5 protein-coding genes are annotated in these 16850 nt (G+C 66.1%); all 5 read left to right on the top strand.

What is annotated here, in order from left to right; all coding sequences use genetic code 11:
• Window positions 1-94: 94 nt before the first annotated feature.
• The 5 genes from BLV47_RS15200 to BLV47_RS15180 all read left to right on the top strand — a co-directional run bounded on the left by BLV47_RS15200 (window position 95) and on the right by BLV47_RS15180 (window position 16808).
• Window positions 95-430 carry a hypothetical protein gene (locus BLV47_RS15200; RefSeq protein WP_092314895.1) on the top strand — a complete coding sequence of 112 codons (336 nt, stop codon included), beginning with the start codon at window positions 95-97 and terminating at the stop codon, window positions 428-430.
• Between the two features lie 90 nt (window positions 431-520).
• Complete coding sequence (locus BLV47_RS15195; RefSeq protein ID WP_143038276.1) at window positions 521-1441, top strand: hypothetical protein; 921 nt, start codon at window positions 521-523, stop codon at window positions 1439-1441.
• A gap of 2 nt (window positions 1442-1443) precedes the next feature.
• Entirely contained in the window at window positions 1444-5001 is a 3558-nt protein-coding gene (locus BLV47_RS15190; RefSeq protein WP_092314891.1) for a hypothetical protein, read from the top strand.
• Window positions 4998-6365: an exonuclease/endonuclease/phosphatase family protein gene (locus tag BLV47_RS15185; protein ID WP_092314889.1), complete on the top strand. Its 1368-nt coding sequence runs from the start codon at window positions 4998-5000 to the stop codon at window positions 6363-6365. Before BLV47_RS15190 ends, BLV47_RS15185 begins: the two co-directional genes overlap by 4 nt.
• 15 nt (window positions 6366-6380) lie before the next feature.
• Entirely contained in the window at window positions 6381-16808 is a 10428-nt protein-coding gene (locus tag BLV47_RS15180; RefSeq protein ID WP_092314887.1) for a hypothetical protein, read from the top strand.
• Window positions 16809-16850: the final 42 nt, after the last annotated feature.

Below are 16850 nucleotides of genomic sequence, written 5' to 3'. Positions count from 1 at the left end.
TGGTCAGCGACCTCGACAGACGAACAAGCACACCTAGACTCTCATCCGGTTCAGCCAGCTGAATCATGCCCAACACACGAAAAGGATATTCAATATGACCGCCTTTACCTCGGTAAACACCGTCACCACCCCTCTGACCATCAACAGCCAGTCCACCGCGACCTACAACGGCGACCCCAACCAGACCACCAAAGTGACCTTCAGCTATCAGAACAACCTGCTGTGGGCCACTCAGGTCAACAACACCGCAACCGTCCAGACTCTCAGCGCCGACAGCTCCGCCGGCCCGGTCGTCCTGCGCAAGGGCTCCCAGGTCAAGCTGCAAAACGTGGGCTCGGCGTTCAGCATCCTGTTCACCGGGGTGATTGTCGACAGCGGCTCGGAAACACCGTTCAACAACACCAACATCGGGACCTTCACCCTGTCGTGATCGACTCGGGCTCCGTGATCGGAGCCCATTTGCGAGGCCGGCATCGCCGGCCTCGCTTCATGCAATACGGGACATGGACGGTACCCTCGCGTGACCAGGCAACGGATGCTCTACACCCGGATTCTCTGGGCAACCCTCGGCGCGATCCTGGCGACTGCAGCGTGGCTGATGACCACAGGCAACCGTGCGCCAGCGGTGTCCGGCAGTCACTACCAGACCCTTTCCAGCACCGTTGCAACCTCGCCCGCGGTGGATTGCATCGACCTCTCGCCCTCCTCCTCCGGCGAACCTTGCGTGCCCGGGCCGGTGCTGCTGCCCGGGATGAAAGTCAATCGTCAGGTCGGTCCAGTGATGTTCGTGCTGCAGATAGACGGCAACGAAGCCCGGGTCAATGCCCAGGTTTCCCTGGGCAACGCCGGCATGACTGGTCTGAGCATGACCGCCGCTGCGCCCACTGCCGACTTCGATCTGGCCAACGGCGCTGGTCAGCGGGTCTGGGGCAGCCTGGGTGCCTTCTTCTGCGCGCCCCCCAACACTTCGCACCTGCTGGCCGACTTCACCATCGAGAACCTGCGTGACAGCGGCACACCCGTGACCCAGGCCTATCGTGGCGACCTGATCCGCTGGCAGAGCCCGACCACCAGTGTCCTGGCCCGCTACCGCCAGCCCTTGCTGCCGGACCTGCAGGTGATCGTGGAACTGCTGGACCCCTACAAGGCCGACAGCAGCAACGCGCTGACCGCCCAGGTGAGTTTCTATTACGCCAGCGATCTGATCGACAGCTACACCCTCATGGCCACCGCTACCCCGGTGAGCCTGCGGCAGTCCAGCGTCGGACCGGTGCGCATCGAGGGTGGACTCCTGGACTTTCGTCCCGCCACCCAGGAGCAGCAAGGGCAGCTCAGCCTGGATGGCACTTTCCAGTCCGGTCACAACCCACCGAACCACTACGTCGGCAGTGTCGCCGACTGGTCGTGGATCCGTGGCCGTGCCGACAATTGCAGGGGATAGACATGACCAGCACGTCCGACTACCAGCAGATCGCCCACAGCGCCGCCTATGCCCTGCCGGATGCCAGTGGCTATGGCTGGCGCGGTTATGTCATGCCCAAGGGCACCGCGCCCGGCAGCCTGCCGGCCAGCCTGAGCCCGGCCGACGCCTTCGACAAGAATGCCGGCCATTACCTGTTCGCCCCCAGCGAGCCAGCCGCCCTGCGCAGCGATCCCACGGCATTCGTCAACGCCCTGTACGACTTTCTGTACGCCGTCGACCAGCGCAACTTCGTCGGCCGCGCCTTGCTCTGGCTGCCCGGGTCGAGCCTGCCAGCGCCACAGGCCTTCAATAGCTACGGCCTGCGCATCAGCGTGACGGCCCCCAGCCAGGTGCAGAACAACCTCAACCTGCGGCTCGGCGATCGTCTGACGTTTTTCGTCAACTTCGGCACCTACGTCAAATACGACCCGGACTTCAACGCCCTGCGCCTGAAATCCAATACCGGCATCACCATGGGCTTGAGCGACAAGCTGCAGGCCGACAGCGGCCTGCAACTGACACCGCCGCAACAGCCGCTGGCCTACGTGCCCCTGGACGGCAATCAGGCCGGCAGCCTGACTTACGCCTTGACCTACAGCAGCCAGCCCGCCCTCAAGTATTTCCAGACCGGCTTTACCTATGTGGCCAACACCGCAGGCGGCAAGAGTGTGCTCAATTACCCGGTGTTCAACCCCAACGGCATGCCCGCCAAACTGACCATGGGTGGCGTACTCGACCCGCTGGACCCGCTCAATCAGAACATCGCCGCGGCGCAACTGGCCGCCGGTCTGATCCGCACCGCCATCAGCTTCGCCAACACCGGCACTACCGCGTTGCCCAGCCAGTGGCGCAGCACCGCCGGCAACCCGATCAGCCTGATCCCGCTCAATGGCCTGGACGCCAACGGTTGGCCTCGGCCCTATGCCGCCAGCCTGGTGTTCAGCGCCCAAGGCGGCAGCTACAGCCTGACCCTGGCCGGCGACTTCGGCTTGAGCCTGCCGGTCGCCAGCGCCGGGCCGAACCTGTTATGCGGGATCTTCGGCACCGAATGGCTGAGCTTTAGCCCCTACGACGCTTCCTTGAGCTCCCAGGAGAACGACCGCTTGCGCATGCTGGCGGCGCAACCGGCCTATGCCCCGGTGTTTCCGTTCCAGGCCAGCACGCTGGTCATGCCCACCAGTGGCGCGGTCAGCGTCCTGCTGAACGGCGAGCACCACACCTCCTGGTGCAACCTGGTGGCCGGCACCTCCACCCCGGCCTACAGCGCCCAGCCCGACGGCAGCCCGCTCTATGGCCAGAGCCGCAACAACGGCGCCACACCGCTACTGGCCCCGGCCGCGCCGAGCACCCCGCTGCCTCAGGACGCCGGGTTCGCCTTCCCGCTGGTGCCCTACGCGGGGGTGAGCAGCAATGCCAGCCTCAACCTGACCCAGTTCGAAAGCGAGATCCTCGCCGCCTCGCGCAAGAGCCTGATCAGTGCCGCGACCCTGCCGGGCAAACAAGCCGCGCGGGCCCGACGCCTGCAACGGCTGCTGACCAGCGAGGCGGCACAACCCGATCGGGCGACCACCCCGCAAGGCCTGCTGGTGGACCTGGACGCCGACGGCATCGGCTACGCCAAGGTGCTGCTGGCCCGCTCGCTGTCCACCCAAGGACCGCTGGACTTTGCCTTCGTGCACCCCGGCGAGGCCCTGCACGAGGCCCTGCAGACCAACCAGCTGTTTCTGGTCGGGGTCAATCCGCTGCCGTTCTTCACCCAGGGCGCAAGCTTCAGCAACCGCATGGACATCGCCGACTGGCGCTTTATCGCCAACATCGGCGTCGGCGTGCAAACCACCAGCTACCGCAATGTGCTGATCATGAAGTACTGCGCTGGCAGCCTGAAGGAGCGCATCGACAACCCTAATCGCTGGACCATGCCCGAGACGTTCTCGAAGAGCGCGGACCTGGCGCCGGGCCTGGAAACCCTGGCCTACACCGGCCTGTCCCAGTGGCTGCAGGACTTCATCGCTGACGCCGAGCACAAGGCCGCGGTCGGCCCCGACAGCCTCTACGCCGACTTCGTCGCCCAGGTCAGCGATCCGGGCTGGAACGGTTTCATGGTGCTCAACGCCGACCTGCCCCTGGACAGCCTGCCCGAGCAGCTGGCAGGCATCGCCGCCGGCATCGACTACAGCCGCTTCCTGGCCCACCATTTTGGTGCCAGTGTCAGCCGCATCAGCCAACAGGGCGACACCCTGGATATCCAGGGCATCTCCACCCTGTTCGGCCTGATCGACTACCTGAACCCCGCCTATGAGCAGGCCCAGGCCAATGGCGCGGCTCCGGACATGCCGGTGGCCCTGAGCACCAGCAACGGTTATGCCTTCAGTGTCCTGCAGCTGCAGGCACTGTTCCGCCAGTCCCGGCTGGTGACCTTCAACAGTCGCATCCAGCTGAGCCTGGACCTGCTGTTCGGCTCGCCGATCCAGGCCACCCTGCGCGCCGGCCAGCCCAGCGCAGTGAACGCCATGGTGCTCGACGGCAGCGCCCTGCAACAGAACGACACCACCACCTACGTGTTCGAACAAAGCCAGAGCTACCTGTTCAACCTCGACAGCAACGTGCTGCCGGCCGCCTCGGTCAACCGCATTCAGTTCAACACCCTGGGCAGCCCGGACGGCGGGCTCACCACCGCCAGCCGCTTCCTGCTGTGGGGCAAGCTGGATTTCACCCTGCTCAAGACCTCGGACGGGCCATTCGACCTGCTGTCCTTCGGCAGTGCCGATGGCAGCCCGAGCAACCAGGGCCTGGCCTACACCAACCTGGAAATCGCCATGGCCTTTCCCAGCGCCACGCCCAATGCCGTAGGTTTTGCCTTCAACCCCGACAACCTCGGGTTCGACCCGGCCACCAGCCAGGTGCGCGGACAGAGTCTGTACAAGGGCTTCACCCTGCAGCTCAAGCAGTTCATCCAGGCACCGGCGCAGAAAAAGCCCGCGGACTATGGCTTCCTTCCAGTGCTGCCGGAGAATCTGGCGCTCAAGGCGCTGTCGGGCGCCTGGTCGGGCATCGTCTACAAGGTCACCATGGGCTCCCCCGGGGCCCTGGTGTCGGGCACCGGTTTCGAGTCCGACCTGCTGATCGCCTGGTCGCCCGGCAGCAAGAGTGGCGACACCAGCCCGATGCTGTTTGTCGGTCTCAGCCTGCCCGGCGCCGCGCCGTCGGCCAGCGTGTTTTCCCTGCAGGGCATCATCAAGGTCTCCACCGGGCCGATCAAACTGCTGTACCAGACCATCCCCGGTCAGACCGACCCCCAGGCCAGGTTCTTCAACCTGCAACTGACCGATATCGGCATCAAGATCCTCGGCATCGCCAAGTTGCCGCCGGGCGCCACCCTGCAGTTCTTCCTGTTCGGCGACCCGCTGTCATCCGGCAGCCTGGGCTGGTACGCCGCCTACGTCAAAGACCCGCAGAGCAAGGCCGCCAGCCTGCTGCAGCTGGAGTCGGACGGGCCCACGCAACCGGCATTGACCGGCCCTTCGGAGGTGACGCCATGACTCGGGTCCTGTACTGGAACATCGAGAGCTTCGGCTACAACAAGATCCGCCCGCTGAGCACCAAGCGCGATCGCAATGGCGCCTTCGTTCCCGACCTGGACGCCGCCGACCGGCTGGCCCTGATCCTCGCCCATATCACCGCGTTCAACCCGGACATCTTCGTCGTGGTCGAGACCTCCAGCGGACCGAGCCACGGCCCCGGGTCGCTGATCTCCCCCACCGGCGGCTGGCAGGGCTGCGCCGAACTGCTGCAGCGCATCCGCAACCTGACGGGTGTGCCGTGGAACCTGGTGCCGCCCCTGGTGGTCGGCCAGGCCGGACGCGCCGAAGGCGTCGCGGTGTTCTACAAGCCGGTGATCCCGGCGGGCGGCGGCGTGGCAGCGGGCAAGCGCCTGTTCACCGGCCCCAACGCCTGGTCGCCGGCGGGCAACGGCATCAGCTTCAACCCCCACATAGCGGCCCCACCGGCCGCTGGCGACTACCCGATGCTGAAGGCCCAGACCTGCTTCAGCGTGCGCCACCGGGCGATCCCGCCCACCGCGCTGAACCCGGGCAATCTCGACGAGAGCCGCTGCGCGGCGCGGGTCGCGTTCGTCGACAACGCCGGCGCCGCGATCAACTACGGCGGCTTGCGCGAACCCTACATGGTGACCTTCTGCGAAACCGTCGACGGCCCGCCAGTAGTGGTGCAGCGCAACCTCACGCTGTTCGCCATCCACTCGCCGCCGCAATATGTCGCGGCCAATGCCTACCTCAACGGCCTGGCCAATGTGCGCGACATCGCCGCCGCCCTGGGGGCACTGGAAACCCGGATCATCACCGGCGACTTCAACGTCAACCTACTGAGCCAGAACGGCAACGATCCCGGGCGCTATGCTGCCCTCACTGCCCTGGGCTACGGCCTGCAACTGCAGGCGCCGGCCCTGGCTCCACCGCCGGCGCTGGAGGCCTACACCGGCTACTTCGCCACCCACCTGCGCAGTCGCAACGCGAGCATTTTCTGGTCGACCAATGCCGGGGCCGTCCCCTATCCGGGGTACCGCTATATCGGCTCGTCCAACAGCAGCAGCCTGTATTCCATCGACAACATCCTGGTGCGCGGCGGCGCGGCGGGCAATTTCACCATTGCCAACAGCGTGGTCGGCGTACCGCTGAATGTGGTCAACCCCGCTCCTGGCGGTGCGCCCATGGGCCTGGTGGCCATGGCCAGCGATTTCCAGGCGCCGCCGCCCGCCTGGATCCCGGCGCCCCCCGCCCCCGCCCCGGCATTCGCCGCGGGCGATCGGCAACGCTACCGCGGCTGGCGCAACCTGGGGCACATCCGCTCCACCAGCGATCACCTGGCCCTGTTTGTGACGGTCTGAACAAGGAGAAGACAGATGGCCAACAGCCCCCTGAGCAACCTCGCCGCAGCCCTGACCGGCGATGCCGGCGCGCCGATCGTCCTCACCCGCGACTACCTGATCACCGGCCTGGCGGACGCCACGGTCAGTGTCTCCGCTACCCTGGACAGCGACCTCAAGGCCGCCTTCCAGTCGCCCGTCGCCGGGCTCACGGTCAACCTCACCGCGCAGAGCGTGCAGCCGCTGAACCCCGCCACCCAGACCTTCAAGGTCACCGGGGTCAGCGCGCGCTTCCTGCAACAGGACATCCAGCAGGGGCTGGTACTGACCTTCGGCCTCACGGGCGCTGTCGGGGCCCAGAGCCTGAGCCTGGAAATCGTCACCACCCCGGCCAGCTGGACCTGGGCCGACCTGTCGAGCTTCGCCACCGGCATTCCCTTCAAATGGGCCGGAATCAGCAACGCGGTCTTCACCTTCAATGCCAGCCAGGGCCCGCGCCAGGGCTTCGCCGCCCGGCTGACACCGCCGGCACAGCTCAGCACCGCGGTCGCGGTGGTACAGAACCTGGGGTTCCCGACCCTGGCCCTGCCCTTCACCGGCAGCATGGACTTCGCCAAGGTCGACGGGGTCGAGGTGTTCATGCCCACCACCACCTTGCAGGCACCGTTCCTCAACGTCAGCGACGGCTTGAAGCTGCTGTACCTGAATGTCGATACCCCGGTGTTCGGCCTGATCATCGGCCCGCCGGAACTGCAGGACGGCGAAGACCCGGCCGAAGCCTTCTACGACCAGCAGGTCAGCCTGTATTTCGGCCTCAACCTGAGCCTGACCGACCAGAACGGCAAGTCCGTCGCCTACCAGATGCGCGCCCTGGCCCAGATCAACAACGGCAGCGCCTTCAATTTCTACCTCGGCCACAGCGACGACGGCAGCGCCCTGCTGACCCCGGCGACCATCATCGGCCTGCTGGACAACAACGGCAGCTTCTTCAATGGCACGCCAGCGGTGCTGCAACAGTTTCTCTCCGGAATCGGCCTGCGCAGCCTCGCCCTGAGTGGCGTTACCAACCCGAAACTGACACTGAGCACCGCCAGCGTGACCCTGGGCGCCGACCCCACGGTGATCAATGTCGATCACCCGTGGGTGCCCCTGCAGGACCCGACCAACCAGCTGGTGTTCGGCGTCACCGATTTCGAACTGGTGTGGGGAATCAACTTCCTGCCTGACAAAAATACCCAGAGTTTTCTGTTCCAGACCCGCTTCTTGTTACTGCCCGAAGTGTTCAAGGGCAAGACCGCCGGCGAGAACGGCCTATTCTTCGTCCAGTTCAATTCCGACCTGCAACTGCTGGCACGCTTCGACGGCACGGCCAACCTCAACGACCTGATCGCCACCCTGACCGCTCAGTTGATCCGCATCCCCAAGAGTTTCGTCGACGCTTCGCTGTCCGATGTCGGCCTGAGCCTGGATGTCGGCGCCAAGAGCTACGCCTTCAACGCCGGCTTCGAACTCGACCTGAACCTGTTCACCTTCGGTGGCCAGCCGATTCTCTCGGTCACCGACGGCCAGCTGTACATCAAGGCCACCACACCCACCAGCGCCAGCGGCAGCAATGCCCCGGCGGTGACCACCTACCAGGCGGGGATCGGTGGCCTGGTCGGCATCGGTCCGTATTTCGCCAATGCCAGCCTCGACTACGACGGCAGCAAGACCCCGGCCACCTGGCAAGTCGCCGCGCAACTGGCGCAGCCGGTGGACGTGCAACAGCTGGTCAGCCAGTTCCTCAGCTTCGGTGGGACTTTCACCTTTCCGGATTTCCTGCCCGGCAAACTGCTGGTCAACACCCTGGAGGTAGACGCCAGCCTGAGCACCGGCAACACCCCGCTCGACAGCTACACGGTGGCCGGCAGCCTGCGCTGGACCTTCAATCTGGGCGAAGCCTTCCACGTCGACACCCTGGCCACCCTGAGCCTGAGCTACGACGCCAGCAAGCCGGCGAACCAGCAGTACAGCGGCAGCGCCACCACCCTATGGGATTTCAGTTTTCTCAACGACAGCGTGCTGCTGGGCTACAGCTTCGCCCCTGACAACCAGGGCCGCAACGCCCAGCTGACCCTGTCCTGGGAAGGCCTGACGGCGATCTATCAGGTCGACAAAAAGGCCCTGACCTTCACCCTGAAGAACTGGAGCCTGGGCCGGCTGATCCAGAAACTCATGCAATCGCTGAGCGACCCGTATTTCACCCTGAGCTCGCCCTGGGACGTGCTCAACCAGATTTCCCTCGACGGCCTGTCGCTGATCATCAACCTGGAAAACAGCAGCGGCACTAGCGTGCCGAGCATCAGCGCCAAGTACACCCTGGCGAGCAAGATCGACCTGGGGTTCATGAGCATCGACGGCCTGGTGTTCGAGCGCAAAAAGGTCAATGGCGTGGACAAGATCACCCTGGGCATCGACGGATCCTCGGTGTTCAAGGGCAACAACCCCCAGGAGCAGCAGGACTGGAGCAACCTGCTGGACCCGAACAAGGGCCAGCCGGTGGACAAGCTGCCGACGGTGCCGGGCCAGGGCACGGACTACTTCAGCCTGCCACTGCTGGTACTCGGCCAGCGGGTCGCCATCAGCGGCTACGACAGCTTCGCCAACACCAAGGCGGTGATCGACGCCCTGAAGAACGTGCCGTCGACCACCGGTTCCAGCAACCCGATGAACCCCAACGACAGCGGCAGCAAGGGCGTGCCCTACTACAACCGCAACAGCGACTGGCTGATCGCCGGGCAACTGTTGCTGCTCAAGACCGGCAAGGACTGGACCGTCGATCTGATGCTGGTGTTCAACGACCCCAACCTCTATGGCCTGCGCCTGGCCCTGGCCGGGGAGAAAGCCAAGGCCCTGGGCAACCTGGTACTGGACATCCTGTACAAGAAGATCACCGACGATGTCGGCGTGTACCAGATCGAATGGACCTTCCCCGACAGCATCCGCAACCTCAACTTCGGCGCGGTGTCCATCGTGCTGCCGGAGATCGGGGTGAAGATCTACACCAACGGCGACTTCTTCATCGACATCGGCTTTCCCTACAACCTGGACTTCACCCGTTCGTTCTCGATTTCCGCGATCGTCTACGGCGTGCCGGTGCTCGGCGCCGGCGGTTTCTACCTGGGCAAGCTGTCGTCGGTGACCGCCACCCAGGTGCCGAAGACCACCCAGGGCACCTTCGACCCGGTGATCGTGTTCGGCCTCGGCCTGCAACTGGGCCTGGGCTACAACTTCGTCAAGGGACCGCTCAAGGCCGGCTTCGCCCTGACCGTATTCGGCATCCTGGAAGGCACCATCGCCGCCTTCCACGCCTATCATCCGTCCACCGCCCTGGTGCCGGCCGGCAATAGCGTGCAGGACGACTACTACTTCAAGATCCAGGGCACGGTCGGGGTCATCGGCCTGCTCTACGGTAGCATCGACTTCGCCATCATCTCGGCCGCGGTCAACGTGCGCATCACCCTGTCGCTGTCCCTGACCTATGAGAGCTACAAGCCGATTCCGATTGCCGCACGGGCCACGGTGGAGGTCAGCGTCAAGGTCAAGATCGACCTCGGCCTGTTCAGTTTCAGCATCAGTTTTTCCTTCCACGCCGAGGTTTCGGCGCGTTTCGAGATCAACGCGATCCAGAGCGGACCGGCACCCTGGGCCGAACCTGGCCTGCTGCTGGCGCGCCAGGCCCGCCATGTGCGCCTGGCCAATGCACGGCGGGCCGCCGCGCCGCAACCGATGACATTGCTGCGCGCCGCCGGCAAACCGCTGCTGAACCTCTACGCCACGCCGCAATTCACCGTGCTATGCAACGAGGGCGCCAGCCACTACACCGACCAGCAGGGGGCCTTCGTGTTCCTGCTGACCATGGATGCGCCCTCGCCGACCCGAGACTCGGCTACAACGGCTGGCAACAGCAGCTTCGAACGCCTGTGCGCCGACTACCTGCCCTGGCTGGTAGGCACCTTGGGCTCGGCCAGCAGCGACCAGGACACCCTGGCCGACATCCTCGGCAGCCTGGTGGACAAGGCCATGCTCGAGGTGGATATCGAGCGCCTTGCCGACCTGGCCAATCCGCCGTTCGGCATCAGCGAGTTGCTGACCTTCCTGTCGTCCTTCGAGGTCAACATCACCCTGCCCGACGCCGCCAACCAGGAGCAGATCCAGCAGGTACTGCAAGCCGGCTCGGTGCTGTTCCCGGTTTTCGACGGCCTGTCCCTGAACGTCCCCCTGGCCAATGCCGGCAGCGCGAGCGTGGATTTCGCTCACTACGTAGGCACCAACAGCACCTACCGCAGCAATGTCGCGCAGCTGTTCAAGGAGCTGGCAGCGCTGGTAACGAGCAAGGAGCCACCACCGGCGCCCGCATTGCGGGCCGCAGCGGACGACAGCGAATCCATGGCCACGGTGATCTTCACCGATGCCTTCATGGTCATCGGCCGGCAACTGTTGCAGGTCGCATTGAACGCCTTTGACGACTACGCCTACGCCACGGCCAATGGCAACTCCATCAGCGCAATCCTGAGCTGGACCAACGACGCCCGCGGCAACAGCCTGACCCTGGACGACATCGTCCGACCGAACGCCGAAGTTGCCTTGAGCGACGGCCTTACCCTGAACATCCCGCTGCCAGCCTACACCCTGCAGAGCAGCGACACCCTGGCCAAGGTCGCCGCGGCCTGGTCCGACAGCAGCGTACCGGCGCGCTGGAGCACCAGCGCCTCGGGGCTGATCCTGGCCAATGGCAACTCGTTGGTGATCGCCGCCAATCAGGTGATCAGCCTGCCGGTGGGCAAAGACATCCATCAGCACACCACCGGTCCCGGGGAAACCTTCAACAGCCTGGCCCGGGCCCTGGGCGTCACGCTGGCGCAACTGGCCCAGGACAGTGCGCTCTACGCCATGCCCGGGCTGCTGCTGGCCGGGCAGCCGTTGCTGCTGCCGAACCTCGCGTACCGCACCGCTGGCGACAGCCTGAACAGTGCCGGGGCGCGCTTCGGCGTCAGTGCCATGGCCCTGTTCAGCGACCCGGCATCGGCCAACTTCGGGGTGGCGCCACTGTTCGCCAAGCCGCAGATCACCCTGACGTCGCTCAACAGCCTGTATACGCAGGACTTGTGGAACCTGCTGGTGGCCACCGACCAGCTGTCGCAACTGGCGGGCATGCTCTCGCGCTTTCTGGCCTATGGCTTGCGCCTGCCGGCCAACCCGGCGGGCATGGGCGGCCTGAGCCTGAGCCCGGCGTTTCTCTACCCCGCCCAGCAGAACGCCTATGGCCTGTACCAGTTGACCGGGCAGCAGTTCCCGACCCCGGTCGGTCTCTTGCCCGGCAGCGACTTGCCCATCAGCCTGAGCCGGGCCGCCTCCAGCCACGGGGTCGATCTGTCGTTCGTGCGCATTGCCGGGGCCAGCAGTGGTTCGATGAACCTGAATCAGGCCTACAGCAACCTCTGCGGGGTACTGGCCTACGCCCAGCAAGGCAAGTTCCAGCCGGCGCCGCGCATCGAGCTGCTGCCCACCGTGGCCCGCAGCCCGAAAGACTACGCGGTGAAAAGCGTGTCCCTGTGGTCGAGTGCCGACCTGCAACAATTGCGCAACCTCTGCCAGCCGGGGCTGCGGGCCAACAGCGAGGGCAGCGCCAGCGTGCAGCCCATGCTCTGGTCCCTGCCCGACGGCCTGATCCAGCTGATCAACCAACGGGTCGGCAACCTCGCCCGGCAGTTACCGAGGCTGGCGCAGCAGATCCCCTACCTGCCGGCGTTCACCCCGTGCGAGGTGTCCACCGACCCGGCGACCCTGGAAACCACCCGCCGCGAAATCCCGGCCTACAGCTACGCGACCCGGGTCGACTTCACCATCAAGCGCCTGCCCCAGGCCGAACCCGGGGCCATCGCCGGCAGCGGCAGCAACCTGTCCTACACCTACGAGCTGCTCGGCCCGTCGGCCACCGATGCGCAGTTGCTGGAGCGTCTGCTGATCGCGGTCAGCGAGCTGGGCAGCGCGATCATCAGCGGCCAGTTCCTGCTGATGCCCCAGGGCAACGCCAAGGCCAGCAACCTGCTGAGCCAGGCCGCCAGCGACTTCCTGGCCTTCCTCACCCAGACCAACCTGTCCACCGAAACCAACCCGCCGCCGGCCCTGATGGCTGTGCGCCTGGCCGAAGAAGCCGGGCCGCGAGGCATCCTCAATCCGCCCGAGGAAGTGGTCAAGCTGCTCTGGGAACTGTCCACCGTGCGCTCCGGCGGCTACTACCTGAGCTACTACGATGCGATCGCCGCCGCCGGCCTGCCCGACAGCATCTTCGACGACAGCGGCACGGCCACCCTGACCCTGGTGGTGACCTACCCCCGCGACGCGCTCGACGGCCGCCTGTGCAACTTCGTCAACGCCTTCGTCAGCACCGACACGGTGATCCAGCAAGGCAGCCACATGACCCTGCGTTCGGCCGCCACCGCCGACAGCAGCCAACCGACCACCGCCGGCGACAGCCTCGACAGCCTCGCGGCTTTCTACGGCATCGGCACTGGACGCATCGCCGAGCTCAATGCCGCCGTCACGCTGCGCAAGGCGGCGCAGGTGCCGGTGGACGGCATCATTCACCTGGTGACCCCGGCCGAGGCCAGCGCCGGCAACGGCCAGAGCGCGAGCATTCTCGACAACCTGGCGCGCTACTACTCGGTGGGCGCACTGCAACCGATCAGCGCCACGCAGATCGCCAACCTCAACCCCGGGGTCAGCGCCGCCGGCGGCGTGGCGCTGTTCATCCCAGCCCTGACCTATGTCGTCGACGCCAGCCTGGCGCCAGGCAACAGCCTGCAGTCTCTGGCCACCTACTACGGCCTTGACCTGGACGCCCTGGCGGTGGGCGCCGCGCAGGTCTCCGGGCTGTTCAGCGTCGGCAGCAGCCTGAGCATCGACACCCAGACCTTCGATCTGCAAGCGGTGTTCAAACAGGGCAACGCGGCCTTCAGTGTGCTGCGCAGCAATCCGCCGCCGGTGGACTCGCCCAGCCTGGACCCGGACGGCTACGCCAGCGCCTACCTGTACAACCTGTACTCGGTGCTGTCCGCCGGGCTCGACGGTTCGCCCTGGTTCAGCGCCAGCGAGCTGGCCCTGCCCTTCGGCCCGCAGCGGCCGGACAGTGGCGTCGACTCGCCCGAGGCCCAAGCCCACCGGCAGGCCATGCGCGATCCGCAAAGCCGCGCCCGGGCCCTCGATGCCCTGGCCAAAGACGACCAGTACAGCTACCAGCAGACCCTCGGCCTGGCCCGGCGCGCCACCAGCAATGCCGCGCCAGTGCCAGCCCGGCCCGGGCTGCCGAGCGCCGCAGACAACCCCTACCGCGGCGTGGGCAGCTTCGCCCAGGTCAACCTGACCTGGCTGGACATCTTCGGCAACATCACCGTCACTCCCTTCCAGGCACCCACACCCGGTTATCCCGGCAGCCTCAATCACCCGCCGCTGCCACTGCGTTACTGCGACCGGCTGATCGGCTTGTCGGCCTGGCCCAATACCCGCAGTTTCTATACCTACGAAGCCGTTGCCGGTGGCGCGCAGCTGGTGATCAGCCTGAGCCTCGACACCTCCAGCTATGACCCGGCCGGCGGTGGCGATGTCAAGGTCCAGGCTGCCAAGGATCTGGAGATGTTCAGCCTGATCTATTACCAGCTGAACCAGTCCTACAAGGATCTGCAGTTGCCCTGGTGCCAGGGCCGCGCGGTCAGCGTGGAACTGGTCAACAGCCTGTTCGCCCAGCCCCTGAGCCGGCTCGACGACAGCCAGGCGCAGCCGCTGCTGGACTACGTCAACGGGGTGATCCTGTACCTCGCCCAAGTGGCCCAGGGCACCCGTCCCCCCGCACCGGCCACGGTGCCGCTGAAACTGGCGGTGGACATCGACGCCCTGGCTCCGGGTTCGATCTTGCCCCTGAGCCTGACCCTCAGCCTGCGCCGGGTCGCGGCGCTGGTGGAGCCGGATGTCGCCGGCCTGGAAGGTGGCGTGGCGGTGACCAGCACCCTGCTGCCGGTCCCCGATTCGCTGAGCGCCAGCACCAGCGGCTACAGCCAGTTCGCCCTGGCCTTCGAGGCACTGTTCCAGCGGGCCGGGGCCTGGATGACCCGGGTCGGCAGCGGCACCGCGGACCCGGGCAGCACCCCGGACGGCCGCAGCCAGACCCTGTGGGCCGCACGCTTCGCCCTGAGCGACGGCAACGACGGCATCCGTTACCGCATCGATCCGGCCCCGGGCTACTTCGCCGCCCAGCCGATCGCCCGCAGCCTGACCTCGGACAGCGTGCAGATCTACCCCAACTACCAGCCGGAGCAGCCATTCCCGAGCGGCGATCCTGTGACCCTGACCCTGACCGGGGTCGATCAGAACCTGTGGTTCGAAACCGCCCTCAAGGCCATCGACGGCTTCCTCGCGCCGACCTACGCACCCTCGGTGTTTCTGCTCGACACCCTGCTGGGCAGCAAGGACCCGCTCAAGGACGGCAACCTGGGGAAAATCCTCAGCGCCAAGCAGACCCTGGCCGACGCTATTGCATCGACCATCAAGCCGGTGCTCTCGGCGGGCCCGCAGGACGGACCGGCGCGGGCCGCGGCGGGCGAGAAGCTGCGCCAGACCCTGCTCAACCAGTTGTATTCGGCCTACAGCACCACCGCCATCGTCGGCTTCTCGGTGCAAGGCAGCGCCACCGGCGAGCCGCTGTCGCTGTACGGCCAGCCGACGGTGGGGGGCGCCGCCAACGCGGCGGGCAACAGCGAAGCGCCGGAGGCCAGCAACGACAACTATGCCTTTGGCAGCGGTCGCATCGGCCTGCCCGACGCCCCTGGGGAAAGCGCCCTGGCGTTTGTCTTCAATTCGCGCAACGAGGCAGCAAGAAGCTACGTGCCGCTGGACCTGGAACTGCAGATCAGCCACCTGGAGCATGACGTGCGCAACGTGCCGGGCATCAGCGGCTACACCCAGTCGAACTGGATCTCGCTGATCTCCGGCCCCTTGCGAGTGCCCCTGGCCGACGGCCAGACCCTGAACCTGCCAGTGCTGCTGCGGGCCCTGCCCGAGCCGCCGACCATCCAGGGGCAGACGGCGACGGCCTGGGCCCAGGTGCCGCAGCAAGTCTCGGACCTGAGCAAATGGACCTACGCCTTCGACTCACTGGTGCGCGGCACGGCCCAGGACAGCCTGAACGTGGCCATCGCCCTCAACACGCCGACCGTCGATGCTGCGCTGCGCAGTGTCGACAAGAGCCTGGTCACCGCCCTGGCGCAATTCGTCAGCGTGTACCCGAGCATTGAAGTGGCCATGCAAGACAATCTCAGCGCGATCAACTTCGGCGAGCCGACTGCGGTGCAGATTGCCGCAGCGCAACAGGCGGTGGAGGCCTTCGTCTACATCGTCCAGCAGGTCACCGAGGCCTACGATGCCTGGGCCCGGCCGCTGTTTCGCAACGCCGCGGCGTTTGTCGCGCCCCAGGCCCTGACCTGCACCTTCAGCCAGGTACTGGCACCGGTGACGGTGGATGGCCAGGAGCGGGCCGAAACCCTGCTGCTGGATGTCAGTATCAATCAGGTGGCGGCCAGCTACGATCCGGCCAGCGGGCAGATCAGCGCCACCCTGCCCCAGCTCGGCAAGGTCAGCCTGCCGGTGCCACTGGTGCAGATCGCCGCGCAACAGTACGAGGCGGTTAATGTGGTCGATCCGAGCAACCCGGGGCTGATCGCCTATCGCTATCGACTCAAGGGCAGCCAGCCGGCCGTCTGGCTCGACTATGCGGACGCTCTGCTGATCGACGAGCGCCGCACCAGCCTGCCGGCCCTCAACGTGTTCGACCACCAGAATGCCTGGGCCTCGCTGTCGGTGGAGCGCAACCGCATCCTGTTCCCCGCAGCGGATATCGGCACCCTGCAGACCAATGCGCTGTTCCGCTTCTCGACGCCGGTGGTGCGCTTTGTCGACAGCATCAGCCCGCACATCAGCCAAGGCGCCTTCTCCCTAGACAACCTGCCGGTGCCGAACGCCAGCCTGGACGACTACCTCGAGGTGTTTTTCGCCGCCCTGGGCGCCGGCAGCAATGGCACCACGGTGCAGGTCGGCATGGAGGGCCGCTACAGCTACGAGGTCGCCGCCCCGGGCGTGGTCGCGCGCACCGTGCTGCCGGCGGCGCTGCTGTTGCCGGTGGCGACCTCGCTGAACAGCCCTCCGGCCTTCACCAGCGCCTTCAGCCAGGCCATCGACCGCTGGCGGCTGGCCGAACAGGTCACGCTCCAGGGCAACGCCCGGGTCGACCTGACCCTGCGGGCCTTCAGCGCCGACGATCCGGCGCAACTGGCACGGGGCGCGGTGGCCTCGGACAACCAGCCACCGCTGCTGAGCATCGAGACACTCTGGGTATCCGCAAGCAAGGTTCCACCGGAACAAGGAGGTGCATGAGGCCGACACTACTGCGCACTGTTGATGAAGATGACCGGTTTA

It is taken from the genome of Pseudomonas saponiphila, from assembly GCF_900105185.1.
Classification (GTDB): Bacteria; Pseudomonadota; Gammaproteobacteria; order Pseudomonadales; family Pseudomonadaceae; genus Aquipseudomonas; species Aquipseudomonas saponiphila.
The sequence above is the reverse complement of the archived record's forward strand: the minus strand, read 5'-3'. Positions and strand labels throughout refer to the sequence as shown.

Bases quoted from the DNA above. Each gene is read 5' to 3' on its own strand.
- BLV47_RS15190 (WP_092314891.1), top strand. From the start codon at position 1,444: ATGACCAGCACGTCCGACTACCAGCAGATCGCCCACAGCGCCGCCTAT.
- BLV47_RS15185 (WP_092314889.1), top strand. From the start codon at position 4,998: ATGACTCGGGTCCTGTACTGGAACATCGAGAGCTTCGGCTACAACAAG.
- BLV47_RS15180 (WP_092314887.1), top strand. From the start codon at position 6,381: ATGGCCAACAGCCCCCTGAGCAACCTCGCCGCAGCCCTGACCGGCGAT.
- BLV47_RS15200 (WP_092314895.1), top strand. From the start codon at position 95: ATGACCGCCTTTACCTCGGTAAACACCGTCACCACCCCTCTGACCATC.